This is a genomic window from Streptomyces hygroscopicus subsp. hygroscopicus, from assembly GCF_030269125.1.
Classification (GTDB): Bacteria; Actinomycetota; Actinomycetes; order Streptomycetales; family Streptomycetaceae; genus Streptomyces; species Streptomyces hygroscopicus_C.
Genome location: NZ_BSSM01000008.1, coordinates 106292 through 124220 on the forward strand (window position 1 = coordinate 106292; position 17929 = coordinate 124220).

General features: G+C 72.4%; 15 protein-coding genes. 2 read left to right on the top strand and 13 right to left on the bottom strand.

The window, feature by feature from the left end; genetic code table 11:
• Positions 1-58 precede the first annotated feature (58 nt).
• Positions 59-1294: an ATP-grasp domain-containing protein gene (locus QSK45_RS19170; RefSeq protein WP_285558435.1), complete on the top strand. Its 1236-nt coding sequence runs from the start codon at positions 59-61 to the stop codon at positions 1292-1294.
• Here the strand turns inward: QSK45_RS19170 and QSK45_RS19175 are convergent.
• A complete protein-coding gene (locus tag QSK45_RS19175) occupies positions 1284-2021 on the bottom strand; it encodes a LuxR C-terminal-related transcriptional regulator (protein ID WP_285558438.1) in 738 nt (245 codons plus the stop codon). The genes QSK45_RS19170 and QSK45_RS19175 overlap by 11 nt on opposite strands.
• 768 nt (positions 2022-2789) lie before the next feature.
• On the opposite strand from QSK45_RS19175, the gene QSK45_RS19180 reads away from it, so the two are divergent.
• The gene (locus tag QSK45_RS19180; RefSeq protein ID WP_285558440.1) at positions 2790-3506 is read left to right on the top strand and encodes a methyltransferase domain-containing protein; all 717 of its coding nucleotides are present in this window, start codon (positions 2790-2792) and stop codon (positions 3504-3506) included.
• A 241-nt stretch (positions 3507-3747) separates the two neighbouring features.
• On the opposite strand, the gene QSK45_RS19185 is transcribed toward QSK45_RS19180, so the two are convergent.
• The 12 genes from QSK45_RS19185 to QSK45_RS19240 form a co-directional block, all read right to left on the bottom strand.
• Positions 3748-4380, bottom strand: a complete 633-nt coding sequence (locus tag QSK45_RS19185; RefSeq protein WP_285558442.1) for a thioesterase domain-containing protein — start codon at positions 4378-4380, stop codon at positions 3748-3750.
• A gap of 153 nt (positions 4381-4533) precedes the next feature.
• Complete coding sequence (locus QSK45_RS19190) at positions 4534-5775, bottom strand: MFS transporter (protein ID WP_285558444.1); 1242 nt, start codon at positions 5773-5775, stop codon at positions 4534-4536.
• A 144-nt stretch (positions 5776-5919) separates the two neighbouring features.
• Positions 5920-6543, bottom strand: coding sequence for a D-sedoheptulose-7-phosphate isomerase (locus tag QSK45_RS19195; RefSeq protein WP_285558446.1), 624 nt, complete (start codon positions 6541-6543; stop codon positions 5920-5922).
• 61 nt (positions 6544-6604) lie between these two features.
• Positions 6605-8050: a glycogen synthase gene (locus QSK45_RS19200; protein ID WP_285558448.1), complete on the bottom strand. Its 1446-nt coding sequence runs from the start codon at positions 8048-8050 to the stop codon at positions 6605-6607.
• Positions 8047-8625 carry a hypothetical protein gene (locus QSK45_RS19205; protein WP_285558450.1) on the bottom strand — a complete coding sequence of 193 codons (579 nt, stop codon included), beginning with the start codon at positions 8623-8625 and terminating at the stop codon, positions 8047-8049. The genes QSK45_RS19200 and QSK45_RS19205 overlap by 4 nt, the downstream gene beginning before the upstream one ends.
• Entirely contained in the window at positions 8622-9623 is a 1002-nt protein-coding gene (locus QSK45_RS19210) for a cysteine peptidase family C39 domain-containing protein (protein ID WP_285558452.1), read from the bottom strand. Before QSK45_RS19210 ends, QSK45_RS19205 begins: the two co-directional genes overlap by 4 nt.
• 217 nt (positions 9624-9840) lie before the next feature.
• Positions 9841-10887 carry a C45 family autoproteolytic acyltransferase/hydrolase gene (locus tag QSK45_RS19215; RefSeq protein WP_285558454.1) on the bottom strand — a complete coding sequence of 349 codons (1047 nt, stop codon included), beginning with the start codon at positions 10885-10887 and terminating at the stop codon, positions 9841-9843.
• A gap of 1 nt (position 10888) precedes the next feature.
• Positions 10889-11500, bottom strand: coding sequence for a GNAT family N-acetyltransferase (locus QSK45_RS19220; RefSeq protein ID WP_285558455.1), 612 nt, complete (start codon positions 11498-11500; stop codon positions 10889-10891).
• An 80-nt stretch (positions 11501-11580) separates the two neighbouring features.
• Entirely contained in the window at positions 11581-13104 is a 1524-nt protein-coding gene (locus tag QSK45_RS19225; protein ID WP_285558456.1) for an AMP-binding protein, read from the bottom strand.
• The gene (locus QSK45_RS19230; RefSeq protein WP_285558458.1) at positions 13101-15086 is read right to left on the bottom strand and encodes a class I tRNA ligase family protein; all 1986 of its coding nucleotides are present in this window, start codon (positions 15084-15086) and stop codon (positions 13101-13103) included. The genes QSK45_RS19225 and QSK45_RS19230 overlap by 4 nt, the downstream gene beginning before the upstream one ends.
• Positions 15083-16498 carry an NAD(P)/FAD-dependent oxidoreductase gene (locus QSK45_RS19235; protein ID WP_285558459.1) on the bottom strand — a complete coding sequence of 472 codons (1416 nt, stop codon included), beginning with the start codon at positions 16496-16498 and terminating at the stop codon, positions 15083-15085. The genes QSK45_RS19230 and QSK45_RS19235 overlap by 4 nt, the downstream gene beginning before the upstream one ends.
• On the bottom strand, positions 16495-17811 hold the full coding sequence (locus tag QSK45_RS19240; protein ID WP_285558461.1) for a lysine N(6)-hydroxylase/L-ornithine N(5)-oxygenase family protein: 1317 nt from the start codon (positions 17809-17811) through the stop codon (positions 16495-16497). Before QSK45_RS19240 ends, QSK45_RS19235 begins: the two co-directional genes overlap by 4 nt.
• Positions 17812-17929: the final 118 nt, after the last annotated feature.

The following is a 17929-nucleotide window of genomic DNA, read 5'->3' on the forward strand; positions in this document are numbered from 1 at the left end:
GCCGCACCCGACCGTTCACGGATCGGCCACGATCCGCAGTGAGAAAGCGACACATCCCATGACGCCAGCCAAGCGCCTGCTCCTCGTGGGCGGTTCCGCCACCCATCTGTCCAAGGCACGGGCCAGCGGTGCCGACATCCTCTGGGTCCGGATGCCGGACGAGACCGGGCCCGCCGATGCCGGGCGCGGCGTCGAGGTCGTCCACGCCGACTACGCGGACGAGGAGACGCTGCGCCGCATCGCCCGGGAGGCGCACGCGGCACGGCCGTTCGACGCCGTGGTGTCCCTGACCGAGCCGGGTCTCGACCCCGCGGCCCGGATCAACGACCTGCTGGGCCTCGGCGGCACCGGCTACGAGGTCGCGCACCGGTTCACCGACAAGAACCTGATGCGCCTGCGCCTGGTGGAGGCGGCGGTGCCGGGGATCCGGATCGTCGCCTCCGCGCTGGTCGAGGACGAGCGGAGCCTGCGCGACTTCGGCGCCGCGCACGGCTACCCGTTCATCGTGAAGCCGACCTGCGGCACGGCGAGTTTCGGCGTGCTGAAGGTGGAGACGGAGGACGGAACGGCCGCGGCGTGGCAGGAGATCGGCCGGCTGCGCGACTCCGACCATCCACTCGTGCACGTCTACGACCTCGGCGAGTTCATCATGGAGGAGTACATCGACGGGCCGCTGTGCAGCGCCGAGGCGTTCAGCTTCGCCGGGCACCACGTGGTCGCGACCGTGACCGAGGCCATCACGGAGGAGAGCAACCACGTGCACGTGGGCCACGCCGTTCCGGCGCGGGTGAGCCCGGCGGTCGAGGCGGACGTGGTGCGGGTGACGGCGGCCTTCCTGGACGCGATGGGATACCGCGACGGCGCCTCGCACACCGAGTTCAAGCTGACCCCCGGGGGACCGGTGATCATCGAGTCCCAGTCCAGGGTCGGCGGGGCGCTGCTCGGGGACCTCATCGAGACCGTCTACGGCGTGGACCTCCAGGAGCTGGCCTTCGGCTGGCCGCTCGGCACCGCGCGGGCGCTCGCCGAGCGGCCTGAGCCCCGTGGCGGCGCGGCCAGTTGGCTCATCGTGTCCGAGCCCGGGAAGGTACGGGAGGTCCTGGGTCTGGAGGAGATCCTGGCCAAGCCGGACACGGTGGGCGTCGACCTGTGGGTGGGTCCGGGCGACGTGATCCGTTCCTTCGACGGGCAGTGGGACGGGCTCGGTCATGTGGCGAGCCGGGGCGAGGACACCACGGACGCCATCGAGCGCTGCCGGCGGTCCCTGGCCGAACTGCGCATCCTCACGGATTGACGCAGGGAGCAGGGCCCGGCAGCAGACGGCGGTCCCGCGCGTAGACGATGGCCTGCGTGCGGTTCCGCACCCCGAGCTTGCGCAGCAGGTTGGAGACATGGAACTTGATGGTCCGCTCGCTGAGCACGAGGGTCTGCGCGACCTCCTGGTTCGACATGCCCTTGATGACCAGTTCGAAGATCTCCTGCTCGCGCGCGGTCAGCGCGGCCAGCTGCTCCTGCGCGCGCTTCGCGGGCCTGCGCACACCGACGAGGTCCACGAGCCGGCGCGCGAGCGGCGGGGGCACCACGGCGTGTCCCGCCGCCACCGCCCGGACCGCCGTCGCCACCTCGTCCGGCGCGTCGTCGTTCAGCACCACTCCGTCGGCGCCGTCGCACAGATAGGTCAGCGCGTCGTCCAGCGCGCCGGCGTCGGCGAGGATCACCACGCCGAGCCGCCGGCCCGCGTTCTCCCGCAGACCGCGCAGCACCTCCGCGGTGTCCCAGGCCGGGTCGGCGTCGTCGAGCAGCAGGGCCTGCGGGCGTTGGGCGGCGACGGCGTGGTGCAGCTGCAAGGGAGTGGTCGCCTCGGCGACTATCTCCACTCCCGGGGACCGCGCGATGACCGTGCGCAGCGCGACGCGCGTCAGTGCCCGGCTGGCCAGAACCGCCACCTTCACCTCTTTGCGCGCGGAAGTGTCGTCGTCCTCGGTCCGTTCTGTTTCGGGCAGCGCTTTATGCAAGAGCATGGAGTCCTGTCCTTGTCCCGTCATGAATCGTGTCCACGGGCGCGAGAATTGAGTTACAGATTCCCCGGCACGCGCGCTTCTTCGTGGGAAGCGGTATGCATCCGTAAACTCCCTACCCAAGGGTGAAATCTAGGTAAGGAGTCACCGACAAGTCTCGACAAAGGGGATGACAGGGGTCACGTTTCCCGACTGAAAGACACTCTTCCGGCGCTCCCGATGACGCTCACCGGCCCACTACGACTCTCCATGTCAACAATCCCCCGTCTCCGTGTGCGCCCCGTCGCGTGTGTGATGAATCACGCCGTTTCGGTAAACGCTCCGGCAGTCAATTGAACATCGAACAGCAGTCCCTGACCGGCATTGAGCCTACGCGAACACGTGGACGACTGTCCAGAACGTTACCGCCCGAGAAACAGCTGAATACGTGACGCATATCTTGACATTCAGAGCCGGCAGTTGATGCGTCCGAATAGGCGGGCCGACCGGTTTCCTGCGCGATAGGGGGCACACCGGGCCGGGGAACAAGGCGCCGCATCGTAACCGACCGCCCCAGACGCGGAACCGGCCCCACGGACAGGATGGAATACCCGCCGGGTGGCAGCCCCGGCCTGCGGCTCGCCGTGGACCCCGGGGAGGTCGAGTGGATCGGCCCGCCCCCGCAGCACCGCCCGCGCGGCCGAAACCATTCGGTGCCGGACCCGGTGTCGTCCACGCCACGCCCGTCCGTGCTGTCATGATCCGGGACCACTGCCGGGGGAAGGAAGCCAGATGACGGAACGCACGAGCTACGAGAGATCCCTCGAACGAAGCCGCGCGGCGTCGAGCCGGCCGGACCGTCCGGACACCTTCACGATGGCGGGCCTCGAATGGGATCTGCTCGCCGACGTCTTCGCCCCGCCCTTCTCCGCGACGACCGAGGCCGCGATGGACGTCCTGGGCCTGACCGGCGCCCACGCGTCCCTGCTGCGGGCCGGCGGCTCCTTCCTGGAGGTCGGCTCGGGCACCGGGATCATCGCGGTCATGGCCGCGCTCCGAGGCGCTGCCCGGGTGGTCGCCACGGACATCAACGCGCGTGCCGTGGAGAACACCCGCCGCAACGCGGGGCGCCACGGCGTCGGCGACCGGCTGACCGCCGTGCACAGCGACCTGTTCGCCGCCCTCGACGCCGACGACCGCTTCGACTGCGTCTACTGGCACTCCAACTTCGTGCTCGCCCCGGACGACTACCGCTACCGCAGCGACCACGAGCGCGCCTACATCGACACCGGCTACCGCGCCCACGAGCGCTACCTGGTCGAAGCCCCCCTGCGGCTCGCCCCCGGCGGCACCGCCCTCCTCCAGTTCAGCGACCGCGGCGACCTCGCCCGGCTGACCGCCCTGGCCACCTCGCACGACCGTCGTCTGAAGGCCCTGCGCCGGCACAGCTTCCCGGAAGGGACGGAGACGCTGGAGCACATTCTGCTGGAGATCACCGTGGCGTCCTGACCACCGGGGCCGGTCAGCGGGCCTTCGCGGCGCGCAGCCGCGCGACCAGGTCGTCCGGCACCACCGCCTCGGATTCGGCCAGGTGGGAACGGCCCCCTGGGAACACCTTGGGGCTCGACCCACCGGTCGACGCGGTCGACCAGGCGTGCGCCTCGGGGACGGCGACGTCCGGGTCGCGGTCCCCGACGTAGATCGCGGGGGCTCCGGAGGGTGCGACCGGGCCGGGGCGCGTGGTTCCTGATCACGCGTAGGTCCGTGCGCAGCGCCGGGAGCGGCAGCGGGCGAAGCTCCTCGTTGTCGAACGCGGCCGCGCCGGCGCTGTCCAGGTTCCTGGCGAACTCGACGACCGACTCGTCGTCGTCCTCGGGCATGTCGCGCTCCTCGGTGCGGGTCCGCCGCGCCCGGAGACCACGACCAGGTCCGGACCTCGCCCGTGCCTCTGCTCCGGCAGCAGCGCGACCTCGAAGGCGGGGGCCGCGCCCATGCCGTGCCCGAACAGGACCAGGCCGCGGTCGAGCAGCGGGAGCGGTTCCGCGCTGATCGCGGCGGCCGTCTCGTCCTCGGCGATCACCACGACACCGTCCGGGACGGCGACGAAGCCGGCGGCGACCGCGCACAGCCCCAGCCCGACGGCCGCGGTCCGCCCGGGTCCGGCGCGCTTGACGAGCGCCGGCGCGAGCAGGCGGCCCCCAGCCCGGTCAGGCTCATCACGGTGACCGGCGTGCCCCACCCAGGTCGCGGGCTTGCCCAGGCCGACCGTCACCACGGCGATGCCGAGGGTCTCGTAGAAGCCCGTCGCGAAGAAGGCGAGCGCGCGGGCGAAGGACAGCTCCTTCCACGTCCTCCAGCACGGCCGTGCCCTCCCCGAGCCCACGCCGCCGGCGCCGGTCCGCCACCGCCGGGGTCGGACCGGCGAGCAGCGCGTCCTGAACCGTGGCCGGAAGGCCGTGGGCACCGCGGTCGGCAGATCGGCGGTCGGCGCCTCGGGCACGGACGGCGTGGGACTCCGCAGCGTCGAGAACGCGTCTCAGGCCTGCTGCCCGATTTCCGCCGCTTCCTCGGACAGGGCGGGTGCCTCCGTGGCGGACACGCTCCTGCGGAGCCGGCCGAGGCCGGCGGCCGCGGTCAGCAGGGCCAGGACGGCGGCGCTGACCGGGAGCAGGTAGCTGTTCCCGGCGTCGAACCGCTCCACGGACCAGCCCGCGAGCATGCTGCCGAGGGAGGAGCCGCCGAGGAGGCTGGTCACCGCCAGGGTCATGCCCTCGTTGATCTGGGAGCGGGGGATCAGTTCCTGGACCAGGCCCATGCCGGTGATCATGGTCGGCGAGGTGGCCATGCCGGCGATGAACATCAGCGGGATCAGCGACCACAGACCGGTCGCGAGGGTCAGCGGGAGCATCAGTACCGCCATGCCCGCGACGCCCGTCAGGAAGCGGGTGGTGCTGGAGCCGCGCAGCGTGAGCATGCCGAAGAGCAGGCCCGCGAGCGCGGAGCCGACCGCCTGGAGGGCCAGCACCAGACCGGCCGAGGACTTGTGGCCCAGGGAGTCGGTGAAGGCGATCGTGACCACTTCGAGAGAACCGAACAGGGAACCGGTGAAGAGGAAGACGAGCATCATTACCTGGAGGCCCCGGTTGGTGAGCGGGGAGCGGGCGGCCGAGGGGTCGGCGGGCTGGACCGGGGGCTCGGTGCCGCGCTGGAGGGAGAAGAGGACGGTGCCGGCCAGGGTCAGGGCCAGCGGCGCCAGCCGGCCCGCCACGGGGGCGATGCCGGTGGCGAGGGCCACCACGACGATGGGCCCGAGGACGAAGCACATCTCGTCCAGGACCTGCTCGAACGAGTTGGCCACGTGCATGCGTTCGTCGTCGTTGCCGTAGATCTCGGCCCAGCGGGCGCGGGCCATGCCGCCGACGTTCGGCGCGGTGGCGGACAGGACGTTGGTGACGAACAGGGTCCAGGTCGGGGCGTCCGTGGCGAGGCAGACGACCAGGGCGGCCGACATGGCCGCCGACCATATGGCCGCGGGGATGGCCGTACGGGACTGGCCGTAGCGGTCGACGAGCCGGCCGAGGAGCGGGATCGTGATCAGGGTGGCGGCCAGGGACGAGCCGCCCACGGCGCCGGCCAGCGCGTAGGAGTGGCGCATGGCGGCGATCATCACCACGGTGCCGACGCCGGACATGGACAGGGCGAGGCGGGCCAGGAAGCCGGTGGTGGTGAAGCCGACGCTCCCCTTGGCGGAGAACAATCTGCGGTACGGGGCGAACATGTGGTTTCTCCATTGCGGGGGCCGTGGGGGGACTGGGCGTGCGGGGTGAGCGGGGCCGCGGTCACCGGGTGCGCGACGGGGCCCGGGAGTGCGGCTTGCGAGTCCTCAACCCTCCGCGTCGGGACCGGGGTTGAGGATAGTGCCTCACCGGACCTGCGCCGTTGTCGCGCCGGTCAGTTCGGGGTGGGAGGCGTGGACGAAGGCCCGCATGTGCCGGGTGAGGATGTGGGCGAGGGACATGTGGATGTCCTCCTGTTCCTCGATGGAGTCGGCGGGCGCGAGGACGTAGGCGTCGCACAGCTCGCGCGCGAGGCCCCCGTCCGGTCCGAGCAGGCCGACGGTGATCATGCCGTGGGCGCGGCCGTAGCGCAGTGCCTCCAGCACGTTGGGTGAGTTGCCGCTGGTGCTGATGCCGACGACCAGGTCGCCGGGCTGGGCGAGGCCCGCCAGCTGGCCGGCGAAGACCTGGTCGTAGCCGAAGTCGTTCGCCCAGGCGGTCAGCGCGGGGACGTGGTCGACCAGGGAGACGGTGCGCACCGGGGGCCGGCCGGTTGTCCGGGTGTTCTTGGAGAGGTCGACGGCGAGGTGCGAGGCGGTGGCGGCGCTGCCGCCGTTGCCGCAGACGAACAGCGTCCGTCCCGCCAGGTACGCCTGCTCGAAGGTCTCCGCCAGCCATGTCAGGTCGGTGGTGGACACCTTGGCCAGGGCCTCTCGCATCCGGGAGAGATAGGACGTGATCTCGGTCTGCCGGTCGAAGGCTTCGGCCATGAGTGGGGACCCCGTTCGGATGTCTGGTGGTGGTTCATGGAAACGTCGAGGAGGGAGCGGGTCACGGCCGGCGGGCGTAGAGGGTGGCCGTGTCCCGGGCGGCCCGTGACCAGGACCAGTCCTGGGCCATCGCACGGCGGCGTCCCGCGGCCACCTGGTCCCGCGGGCCGGCGAGCCAGCGCGCGGCCCGGAGCATGGTGTCCCGGAGCGCGTCGGCCGTCAGTTCGGGGAGGATGAATCCGGTGCCGTGGGCCGGGTCCCGGGTGATGTCCGTGACCGTGTCGCACAGTCCGCCGACCGCGCTGACCACGGGCAGGCAGCCGTAGGTCATGGCGATGAGCTGGTTGAGGCCGCAGGGTTCGACCCGGGACGGCATGACGGTGAAGTCGGAGCCGGCGTAGGTGAGCCAGGCGGAGTCCTGGTCGAAGCGGGGGACGTGGGCCACGGCGGAGGGCAGGGCACGGGCGAGTGCCGCGAGGCCGCCGACGAGGCTCGCGTCGCCCTGGCCCACGACGACCAGTTGAAGGGAACCGTTCGCCGCCGGTTCGCCGGCCGCCTCGACGAGGAGGTCGATGCCCTTTTCGGGGACGACGCGGGTGCACACGCCGAACAGCGCGGCGTCCGGGTCCTCCTTCAGGCCGAGGCGCCTTTGCAGCAGCAGCTTGTTGGCCTGCTTGCCCCGGGCGACGGTGTCGGGTGTGTAGGGGCTGGTCACGCGGCCGGTCGCGGCCGGCTGCCACAGGTGGGTGTCGATGCCGGCGACGATTCCGGTCAGGGGGAGCCGGTCGAGTGCGGCGCCGATGGCCGTGCCCGTCAGCTGTGCCACGAGTTCGCGTGCGTAGGTGGGGCTGCCCGTCGTCGCGGTGTCGGCGGCGAGCAGGCCGAGGAGCAGGAGGCTCGCCTCGTCACCGTGGTCCGCCAGGGCTTTTCGCCACTCGGCGGGGAGGGCCAGCTCACCGATGCCGGCGTGCTCGACGCGGCCCGTGTACGCCGCGCTGTGCACGTTGGCGAGGAGGACGGGCGTGCGGTCCGTGCCGCGCAGGGTGCGCAGGTGGGCGAGGGCGGGGCCGGACTGCCAGTCGTTGCCGTGGACGACGTCGTAGCGGCGACCCGAGTCCGTCAGCCAGCGGGCGACGCACGCGCCGAAGAAGGCGGCCCGTGCGGTGGCGTCCGCGAACTCCACGTAGTCCTCGTCGCGGTAGAGCCCCGGACGGTCGTACCAGTGGTCGGCGCGGACGAGGAAGACGTCGCCCGAGCCGGCGCGGCCCAGGAGCCGTTCGACGCTCGCGGGCACGTCGACCGGTCCGACCGGCAGGGACGGCGTGCGCCACACGGTCTCGGTCTCCAGGCCGTGCCGGCCGACGAGCCGGGGGTAGTACGGGACGACCAGGTCGTGGGCGATGCCCAGGTCCCGTTCCAGGGCGCGAGGGAGGGCCATGGCGGTCTGGCCGAGGCCGCCCTCCACGAAGTAGGGGGCGAGTTCCTGGGTGAGGTAGAGGCACTTCACGGCCGTTCCGTCCGCTCGGGTCCGGCCGGCAGCAGCCACAGGCCCACGATGTGCATGTCGGGGTTGACCGGGAGGGTGACGCGGGCGCAGCGCACCGGGGGGTCGAGGGGTATCTCGGTCTGCCACAGGCGTGGTTCGGCGCCGGGCTCGGGGCGGGCGCCGACGTCGTAGAGGAAGGGGCTGTGGGCGAAGCAGGTGTCGTCGAAGGCGGGACGGCGGGAGAGGAAGTCGCTGAGGCGGACGCGGACGGGTGTCGTGGCGCCGTCGTGCTCCAGCGTGAGGATCTCGCTGACCGTTCCTCCGGAGCCGGCGCCCACGACGCGCAGGCCGGCGGCCCGCAGCGGCTCGTCCAGGTCGATGGCCTGGCCCTCGCAGGCGACGTTGTCCGGGGCGCCGTGGCCGCAGCCGTTCGGGAGGCCCAGGTGGAGGGCGTGGGCGCCGAGTTGCTCGGCGGGGAAGGCCCGGCCGAAGCCGTCGAAGCCGTCGTCGGGTGGCTCGCCCGCCGCGAGGAAGGCCGCGCTGTTGCGGTGCGGCGTGAGGTCGACGCGGACCGCGCCGACGGGCGTTACCGTCACTGCTGCTCCTTCGCCAGGGCGGTCAGGGCGGCCGCGGCCGATTCCAGGTTCCGCAGGGTGGTCTCCAGTCGGGGCTGCAGTTGGGCGCGGAACCTGGCGAACCGGTCGTCGGTCTCGTCCATGGCGCCCAGGCGCATCATGAGGTTGCGGACCACGAGGAGGTCCCGGGATGCCTGTTCGACGGTTTCGGCGGGGCCGCCCTCGGCTCCGGGGGCGCCGTCGGTGGTACGGGTCCTCAGGTGTCCGGCGAGCCAGCGCAGCGTGTGGTGGTACCACCACAGGCCCAGCAGCAGCCGAGGGCCCGGCCCCCAGTCCTGCTGGGCGCCGCCGGCCGACCCGCGCGGGCGGCTGCCGACGACGGTGAGGTAGGAGTCCAGGTGCTGTTGGAGCTGTCGTACGAGGGCCGTGCCGCTGAGCCAGGGGCCGCCGTCGCCGGACAGTTGCCGCGCGAGATCCGGCAGCGCGCCGGTGTCCGTGCGTCCCGTGTCCAGCGGGAGGATCTCCATCCACGCCTGTCCGGCGTCGCCCTCGCACATCGCGGACGTCAGCCGGGCGACGGGCAGGCGGCCGTCGAAGAAGACGGCCTCGCCGGGGTCCACGAGGCGCACGGTCGCCGTGGCCGCGTCGAAGTCCTCCAGGACGACGACGTGGAGCGCGTGGCTGGTGCGGAAGCCCACCCAGTAGTGCTCCAGGTGGAAGGCGTCCGCGGCGATGGCCACGGCCCGGCCGGAGCGCAGCGTGTCGAGTGCCTGCCGCCAGTCGGCCTCGGTGCGCACCGGGTGGTGGGCGAGCCGGTGGCCGTGGCGGGCGAAGGTGGCGGTCAGCGGTTCCAGCGGGTCGCTGAAGGTCAGCTCCCCGTCGGTGGTCAGGCGCGCGGCCGTGGCGGCGTTGTTCCCGAGCACGGAGAAGGGATCCGTGTGCGGCTCGGTGGCGGTCAGGAGGGTCGCCAGTGCCGCGTGGTAGCAGCTCGAATCGGTGAACCGTGCTGTCTGGGTCACCCGTCCCCCAAGGGTCGGCCGCGTCGCGGCAGCGCGGTGCGCCGTGCCGGACGGGCGGTGTGATCGGTGTGATCGGTGTGATCTTCCGGGCCGGGGGCCCGTGGTGCTGTCCTGCTGACGCAGGGACACTATGAGCCGGGGCGGGACGTTCACAATCGCCCCGTCCGGCCATGGCCAGACAGCCATGGCCTTGTGCGTACGGGCGGGTCGGGGTCCCTCAGCACAGTCGGAACACATGGGTCGGACTGCACGAGGGGTCCCCGGGGCGCAGCCGCAGTTCGCCCTGGCGCGGGAGCAGGACCGCGGCGGCGACGGTGCGTTCGCGCCGGATGTCGCCGTTGTCCGCGACGCACAGCGGTGGCGCGGACAGCAGGGCGAAGTGGTCCTCGGGGGTGGCGGTCGCGGGGAGGGCCGCGAGGCGGGCGCGACAGGTGTCGAGGCGTCTGACCGAGGAGCGCCGGGCGAAGACGTTGATCTCGTCGCGGGGTGCCAGGTCCGGGTGCAGGAAGTGGTTGGTGTGCGCGGTCTCCGGTCCCTCGGCGACGCGCCAGGTGCCACCGTCGTACTCGGCCCACACCGCGCGGCGGGCGTCGCACAGGGTGAAGCAGCGGGAGCTGGCCAGGGGCAGGCCGCGCAGGAGGGTCAGTGCCTCGTCCACGGTGTCGGCGTGGTCCAGGACGTGGCGGACGGCCAGGTACGGGGGCACGCCGGGGCGCCAGGTCCCGGCGAGGACCAGGTTGAGGCCCACGGCCAGACCGGAGCTGTTGAGGCCGAGGTAGCCGAGCAGTCCGCCGAAGCTCAGCAGCAGGGACCGGCGGGGGGTGTCGGCGCGGGAGAGTTCCAGGACGGTGATCTGGTCGTCCAGGTCGCCGTTGAGGTCGACGGTCTGCGCCACCACGGGGCCTGCCTCACCGGTGCGGGCGTAGGTGGTGCAGTCGCCCATGGCCGGCACCGTGCGGTAGCCCATGATCTCGCGGCGTATCTGGAGCAGAAAGGCCTGGGCCTCGGTCAGCCCGGCCCCGGCGGCGAGGCCCCGGATCTCCGTGGCGAGGTCCGGTACGGCTTCCTCGATCGCGCGCCGGTACGCCTCGATGCGGGGGGCCAGCCCAGCCGGGGTGACCGGCCGGGCGAGCACCTTGTTCAGGCGGCACAACGAGTCGTCGTGGAAGGCGTTGAGGGCCGCGGCCCGCTCGCCGCCGTGCCGCAGTCCCAGCTCGTACGGGTCGCCCGCGGCGCGTACGAAGGGAAGCGGGATTACGTCCATGTCACCGCGCCGTCCGCTCGGCCGGACGGTGTCCGGTGCGCAGGAGTTCGCGCACGCCGGGCCACTCGGCGCGCAGGACGCCGTAGAAGACGGCGTCGCGGCGGCGGCCGCCCGGCATGAAGTTGTAGCTGCGCAGGGTGCCCTCCTCCACCGCGCCGATGTTGCGCAGCCCGCGCCGGGCCTGTTCGTTGAGGACGTCGGTCTTGAACTCCACCCGCTGCGCGTCGAGCGTCTCGAAGGCGTGCTGGAGCAGCAGGTACTTGGCCCAGCGGTTGACGCCCCTGCCGCGGAAGTCCCGGCCGAGCCAGGACCAGCCGATCTCCAGGCGGCGGTCGGCCTCCGCCATGTTGCCGTAGCTCATGCTGCCCGCGGCGCGCCCGGTGTGCCGGTCGGTGACGCGGAAGACCACGCGCCGCCCGGCCTCCTGGTCGGCGAGGGCCGCGTCGAAGAACGCGTGGTAGTCCTCGGTGGTGTCGACCCGGCTGACGAAGTAGCGCCAGATGTCGGGGTCCAGGGCGATGGCGTGCAGGTCCTCGCGGTCCGCTTCGGTGACCGGACGCAGCAGTACGTGCTCGTTCTCGAGCGTGGCGGGTGCCGACTCGGCCCAGCTCATGGGGCGTTCTCCTGGTGTGTGCGGTGGGTGGTGCGGTTGGTCCCCCGGGCCGGTCGGGCGGGGCCGGCCCGGGGGACCGGTCAGGCGGTGAGGCCCGCGTCCGGGTCCTCGATCCGGGTCCGGAAGGCTTCGCGGATACGGGGGCGCAGCGGTTTGTACTGGGAGGACAGTAGGCCGTTCTCGATGCTGAACGGCTGGTCGGCGACGATGACGCGGCCGATCCGCTCGTGCCGGCCGCCCTGCTCGTTGGCGGTTCGCAGCTGGGCTTCGATGGCGGTCCGGTCGGGTGTCCGGTCGGCCGGGGAGACGACCGCGACGAGTTCGTCGCCGTGGGCGAAGAGGACGCATTCGGCGATCGCGGGGCTCTGCCGCATGCGGTCCTCGACGGGCCGGACCGTGATGTTGCGGCCGTTGCCGAGGGACACGACGGCATCGGCGCGGCCGGTGATGTAGAGGAAGCCGTCGGCGTCGACGTAGCCGACGTCGCCCGTCCGGACCGTGCCGTCGGGCGCGAAGACCTGCTCGGAGGCGCCCGGGGCGGCGTAGGTGTAGGCGGTGCCGACGGGGAAGTCGCTGCGGACGGTGACGTTTCCGTCCTCGTCCAGCAGGACCTCCTTGCCGGTGACGACGCGTCCGACGCTGCCCTCGCGCCAGGCGCCGGGGTGGTTCTTGGTGACGATGCAGGTCTCGTTCATGCCGTAGCCCTCGTAGATCGGCAGCCCGCACGAGGTGAAGAAGCGCAGTGTGTCGACCGCGGCGGGGGCCGAGCCCGTCCAGAGGTAGCGGATCCGGCCGCCGAAGAGGTGGTGTGCCGCCTGCCGCAGGGCGTCGGCGGGGTTCGCGCCCGGTGTGCGCGCGGCGCGGGTCTCGATGTGCCGCTTGGCGAGGTCGTAGAAGGCCGGTACGCCCATGACGACGGTCGGGCGGGTCCCCCGCAGCGCCGCGAAGGCCGACTGGTAGGTGCTGATCGTGAGGTCGTGTCCGAAGCACAGCGCGGAGTACACCCAATAGCGCTGCTGGAGCAGGGACAGGGGCAGGAAGACGAAGAGTTCGTCCCCGGGGCCGTGGGCGAACATCTCCTGTACGGCGCGCAGGGAGCTGTCGATGCTGCCCGCGGTGGCCGCGAGTCCCTTCGGGGTGCCCGTGCTGCCGGAGGTGAACTTCAGGGTGGTGGCGTCGTGCGGGCCGTACGACACCGCGGGCAGTTTCTCGTCCGACTCGGTGGCGGCCATCGACCGCGCCCGCGTCATGGGCAGTACGGCCGGGTGGTCGCTCTCCTGGTCGGTGAAGAGCAGCCGGAGGCCGTAGCGGTCCAGCAGGGTGCCGTCCGCGGGGAACTTGCCCGGTTCGAAGCCGGCGGTCAGCACGCCGAGCCGCAGGGCGGCCAGGTCGAGCAGGGCCCATTCCAGGCAGTTGGCGGCGAGGACGCCGATGCGGTCGCCCGGTCGCACGCCCTGTGCGCGCAGTTGCCGGGCGAGCCGGCCGGAGCGGGCGTAGAACTCTTCGAGCGGCAGGGTCTCGGGGGTGCCCGCGCCGCGGAAGGTGATGTGGTGGCCGGGTTCGGGTGGGGTGGTGACCAGGTGGTTCAGGGCCGAGTGGATCATTTGGCGGCGGCTCCGATCGGGGTGAAGAACACCTGCCCGGACAGGTTCGCCCTGGTGCCCGGGGGCAGCAGTTCCACGGACTCCGGCCAGACGGTGGGAGGCTCCTCGCCGAGGGCCTGGGACAGTCGACCGGCGAAGCGGGGCATGACCGGGGTGGCGCAGTGGGCGAGCAGGCGGGCCGCGGCCAGTTCCAGGGCCATGGTCGTACGGGCCTCACCGTGTCGGTGCCCGGAGGGGGCCGTCGTCTCGGCGTGGGTGAAGCGCGCGGCGTCGGTGACGAGGCCGTGGAGTTCCTCGGCGGCCCGGTTGAGCGAGAAGCCGTCGGCGTCCAGGGCCTGGGCGAGGGCCCGGCGCCGGATCTCCAACCGGTCGAGGAACGCGGAGTGTTCGGGGCGCCAGACCCCGGCGTCGGGGGCCGTACCGGCGAACTCCCGTGCCAGGCGGTCGCCGACGGTGCCCAGCCAGCGCTGCCAGGTGCCGATCAGGTCGTCCTGGACCGCCGAACCGAATCGCTCCCAGGTGAAGTCGGTGCGGCGGCCCTCGGGCCGGGTGCGGGCGAGGAAGTAGCGCACCGCGTCCACCGAGTCGGCGTTCAGGATGTCCTTGCCCCACACGGCGTGGCGCCGGCTGGTGGAGAACTTGCCGCCCTCCAGCAGGTAGAACTCGTTGACGTGGTAGTCGATGTCGGCGTTCCAGCCGGGGTGGGCGAGCTTGTACAGCACCGGGTAGAGCACCGCGTGGTAGAAGCTGTTGTCGTAGCCGAAGAAGTGGACGATCCGCCAGTCGTCCCGCGGTGCCGCCGCGCGCCAGGGCCGGCCGAGGCGACGGCCGAGGGACTGGATGCCGTGCAGGAAGCCGTAGGCCATCTCCGGCCAGACCCAGACGACGTGTCCCCGGGCATCGGCCTCGGCGGGTTCGACGCCCCAGGCGGAGGGGTGGGTGACGGCGATGTCGCGCTCGCCGCGGCCGAGGACACGGTCGGCGAGGTCGCGCAGTCGTGCGGGGACGCGGCCTCGGCCGTGGTGCTCCTCGATGTCGGCGCGGTGGTGGTGCAGCGGCAGCGTGTAGCGGGTGGCGGTCCCGGTGCGCGGCGTGGTGCCGTCGGCCGTGGCCACCGGATCGACCAGGTCCACACAGGAGTTGGGCTCCCCGCACTCCTCGCAGATGTTGCCGCTGGTGCCGCGGGAGCAGGCCGGGCAGCCGCCGCTGACGTCGACCTCGTACAGGTAGCGCCCGGACGCGGCGTCGAACAGCGCCGGGGCTTCCCGGGCGGTGATGCCGCCGGAGGCCACGAGGCGGGAGAAGAAGGCCCGCAGTCCGTCCCGGTAGCCCGGTTCGGCGTTCGTGGCGGTGAACTGGTCGGGCACCACGTCCAGCAGCTTCAGCGTGGCCACGATCTCGGCGCCGTGGTGCGCGGCGGTCTCGGCCGGGGTGCGGCCCTCGGCCGCGGCGGCGGCCAGGACGTAGCTCTGGAAGTCGTCGCTGCCGGTCAGGTGCCAGGCCTCCCGGCCGTTCATCCGCTGGAAGCGTACGTACGCGTCGGCGCCCAGGTACGGGCCCGAGAGGTGGCCGAGGTGCAGGTCCCCGTTGGGGGTGGGAGGCGTGGAGAACACGAACTGGGGTCTGCCGGAGCGCCGTTGGCCGGTGCGTCCGGCGGCGAGAGCGGCGCGCGGGGCGTCGCGCCAGTAGAGGGTGGCGAAGACGAGGTCCTCGTCGCCGGTGTTCTCCAGTACGTGGGTCTCGAAGGGTTCGAAGCCGACCACCGTCCCCGCGGCGACCGGGTGCCGTACCCCGTCGACCACCACGTCCCCGTGGCCTGCGGTGATGACGAAGACCTCCGTCTCGTCGTGCCGGTCCGGGGTCGTCGCCCGGCCCGGCTCGACCCGGCCCCAGGCCGCGCCCACACCGAGCCCGTCGATCCCGGACATCCCGATGCCGAGGGCGGCACGCAGGGCGCTCGCGTCGTAGCTGCTGTTGATCACTGGGCACTCCTGGGGAGATCGGGGGCGGGGGTGGTCGGATGGGTGGGGCGGGACGCGCGGAGGGGCTCCGCGGGTCGCGCTTCCCCCGCGGCCTCCACCGCCTCCACGGCTTCCACGGCGCGCGCCGTCCTCGCGGCCTCCGCCGAGTCCACGGACCCCGCGATCCACACGCTTTGCGCCGCCTCCACGGCCTCCACCGCCTCCACGGCTTCCACGGCGCACGCCGTCCTCGCGGCCTCCGCCGAATCCACGGACCCCGCGATCTCCGCCTTTTCCACCGCCTCCACGGTCCGCGCGGTCCGCGCCGCCCCCGCGGCTCTGGCCGTCGTCCAGGCGTCCACCGTGCCCACCGCTCGCACCGTCTCCGCGGCGATGGCGGGTGCCAGCCGGTACCCGGAGCCGTTGGCCGCCCCGGCGAAGATCACACGGCCCTGCTCGTCCACCGGCCGCACCACCGGTGCCCGTTCCGCGCTGTACGCGTCGCAGAAGACCCGGCCCGTGCCGCAGTGCCGTACCAGCCCGGGGGCGAAGCGCTCCAGGACGGCCCGGCCCTCGGCGATCTCCACGGTCGACAGATGGGAGTGCGTACCCTCGGGCGAGACGTCCCACTGGGCGCAGGTGTAGCTGAACAGCCAGTGTCCGCGGTGGTGCAGGGGCAGGAGGAAGGCGTCCTCGTCCTCGAACACGATCACGCCGTCGTCGGGCCGGGGCCGCTGCTCGACGTGGAGGGCGACCACCTTCTTCACCCGCAGGCCGAGCGGTGCGGTCCACCCCCGCCAGGCGTGGTCCTCGATCCAGGGACCGGGGGCCAGCACCGCCGTCCGGGCGGCCAGCACCTCGCCCGTGCTGAGGCGCAGTCGTACCCGGTCCGGGCACGACTCGATCGCGACCACCCGGGCGCCCTCGAAGAACCGTACGCCGGGCCGCAGCCGAGCGGCGAGCAGCTGCGCCACGCCGTGCACGTCGGCGTACTGACCGCCGCGTACGCTCCAGGCACCGCTGCCGGCCGGGAGCCGGACCGTGCCCGCCGGCCCCGCGGGCACCCGGCGCACCCGGTCGAGCCCCGCGCTCGGCAGGTAGTGCTCGGTGAGCCGGCCGGCGTTCGACTCCGCGGCGACGACGGTGGTGGGGACGTCGTGAATGGGCAACCCGGGTATTTCTTCCCGGAGTTCGCCGTAGCGCCGCTCGCTCAGCGCAGCCATCCCCCGCACCCGCGCCGAGGACCCCCGGGGGAAGTGCAGGCCCGCCGACCTCCGGCTGGCACCGCTGCCGACCTGGTCGCGGTCGATGACGGCCACCGCGGCGCCGGGGAAGGCGGCCACCAGCTCACGGGCCGCCATGCAGCCGATGATCCCGGCACCGACGATGACGACGTCCAGGACGCTCGTCGTGTCCGCGGGCGACATGCTCATCCCTCCCATGTCAGGTCCAGCCGGGGCTTCGCCGACCACTCGATGAAGGACGGGAGCTGGCCGTCCGAGCGCACCCCGCGGATCCGGTCCACGATGCGCTGGCTGCGGTACGCGTTGAGGCTGAGGTTGGGATCCGCCAGACCGCGCTGCCCACGGGCCCTGTTCTGCACGAAGATGTTCCGGTCGGCGGGGCCGTCCCAGTGCACCGCGTAGTTGCCGTCGATCCGGAACTCACCGCCCTCGCGCTCGATCCGCCCGGCGAGGGGCGCGAGGACCTCGGCCTCCCGGGTCCGGTAACCGGTCGCCCACACGACGACGTCGGCGTCGATCTCCTCCGGTTCGTGCGGCTGGTCGTTGTGGGCCAGCGTCAGCCTCCAGCCGTCCGCGTCCGCTCCGGCGACCGTCCGCACGGTCCGGTTCGGGAACAGGGCGAAGAGGTCGCCCGCGCCCTCGATGAACCGCAGCGCGTACAGGCGCTGGTAGAGGTCGCGCAGCGTCCGCTCCGAGATCCCGTCGCTGGACAGCACGTTGCTGCGGTTGAAGTCCTCGCGGACCGGCCGGTCGAGCCGGGAGAAGTACTCCGAGTGGCACGGCATGTAGAAGTCGTTGGTGAACGGCGAGTCGTCGATGGGGAAGTAGTTCGCACGCCGCGACACCCAGGAGACCCGGCGCGGCAGTTCCGCCCCGCTCCTGCCGAGCAGGTGCAGCACCGCCTCCGCGCCCGACTGGCCGCCGCCCACGACGCACACCCGCTTGCCGCCGAGTCCGCCCGACCTGGCGGTGAACTCGCCGGCGTGGAACTGCGTGGCCGCGTCCCGGCTCGCCTGTTCCGGCAGCCGCGGACGGGTGCCGATGCCCAGCACGACGTTGTCCGCGCGCACGGTCCGCCGGTCGGTGGCGACCACGAACTCGCCGTCGAAGTCCACCGACCGCACCCGCTCGCCGAGGACGATGTTGGGGTTCCGCTCGCACGCCCAGCGCATGTAGTTGCGGAACTCCTGCCGGGGCACCGCGTCGAACCGGGCGTTCAGGAAGTGGTAGATCTTCCCCTGCTCGTGCAGATAGGCGAGAAAGGAGAACGGGCTCGTCGGCTGGGCCAGCGTCACCAGGTCCTTGAAGAGGGAGACCTGGAGGGACGTACCGGGAATCTGCTGTCCCTCGTGCCAGCCGAATTCGGCCTTGCTGTCGAAGAAGACGTTGCGCACGTCGGAATGCCCGTGCAGGAGTGAGGCGAGGCTCAGATTGGCAGGTCCGACACCGATACCGACACACCGGTAACGAGGGTCGCTTCGTTCGGTCGCTCCGCGGGCCATAGCCGGATTTCGCCCTTCTTGACCAGGAGACGGGGGACGAGAACCTCGCGAGCGAGCTGCCGAGAGATGCCTTCCGGGGCGCAGGTTCCGCCCTCATACTCCGGTGCCCGACGCGCCT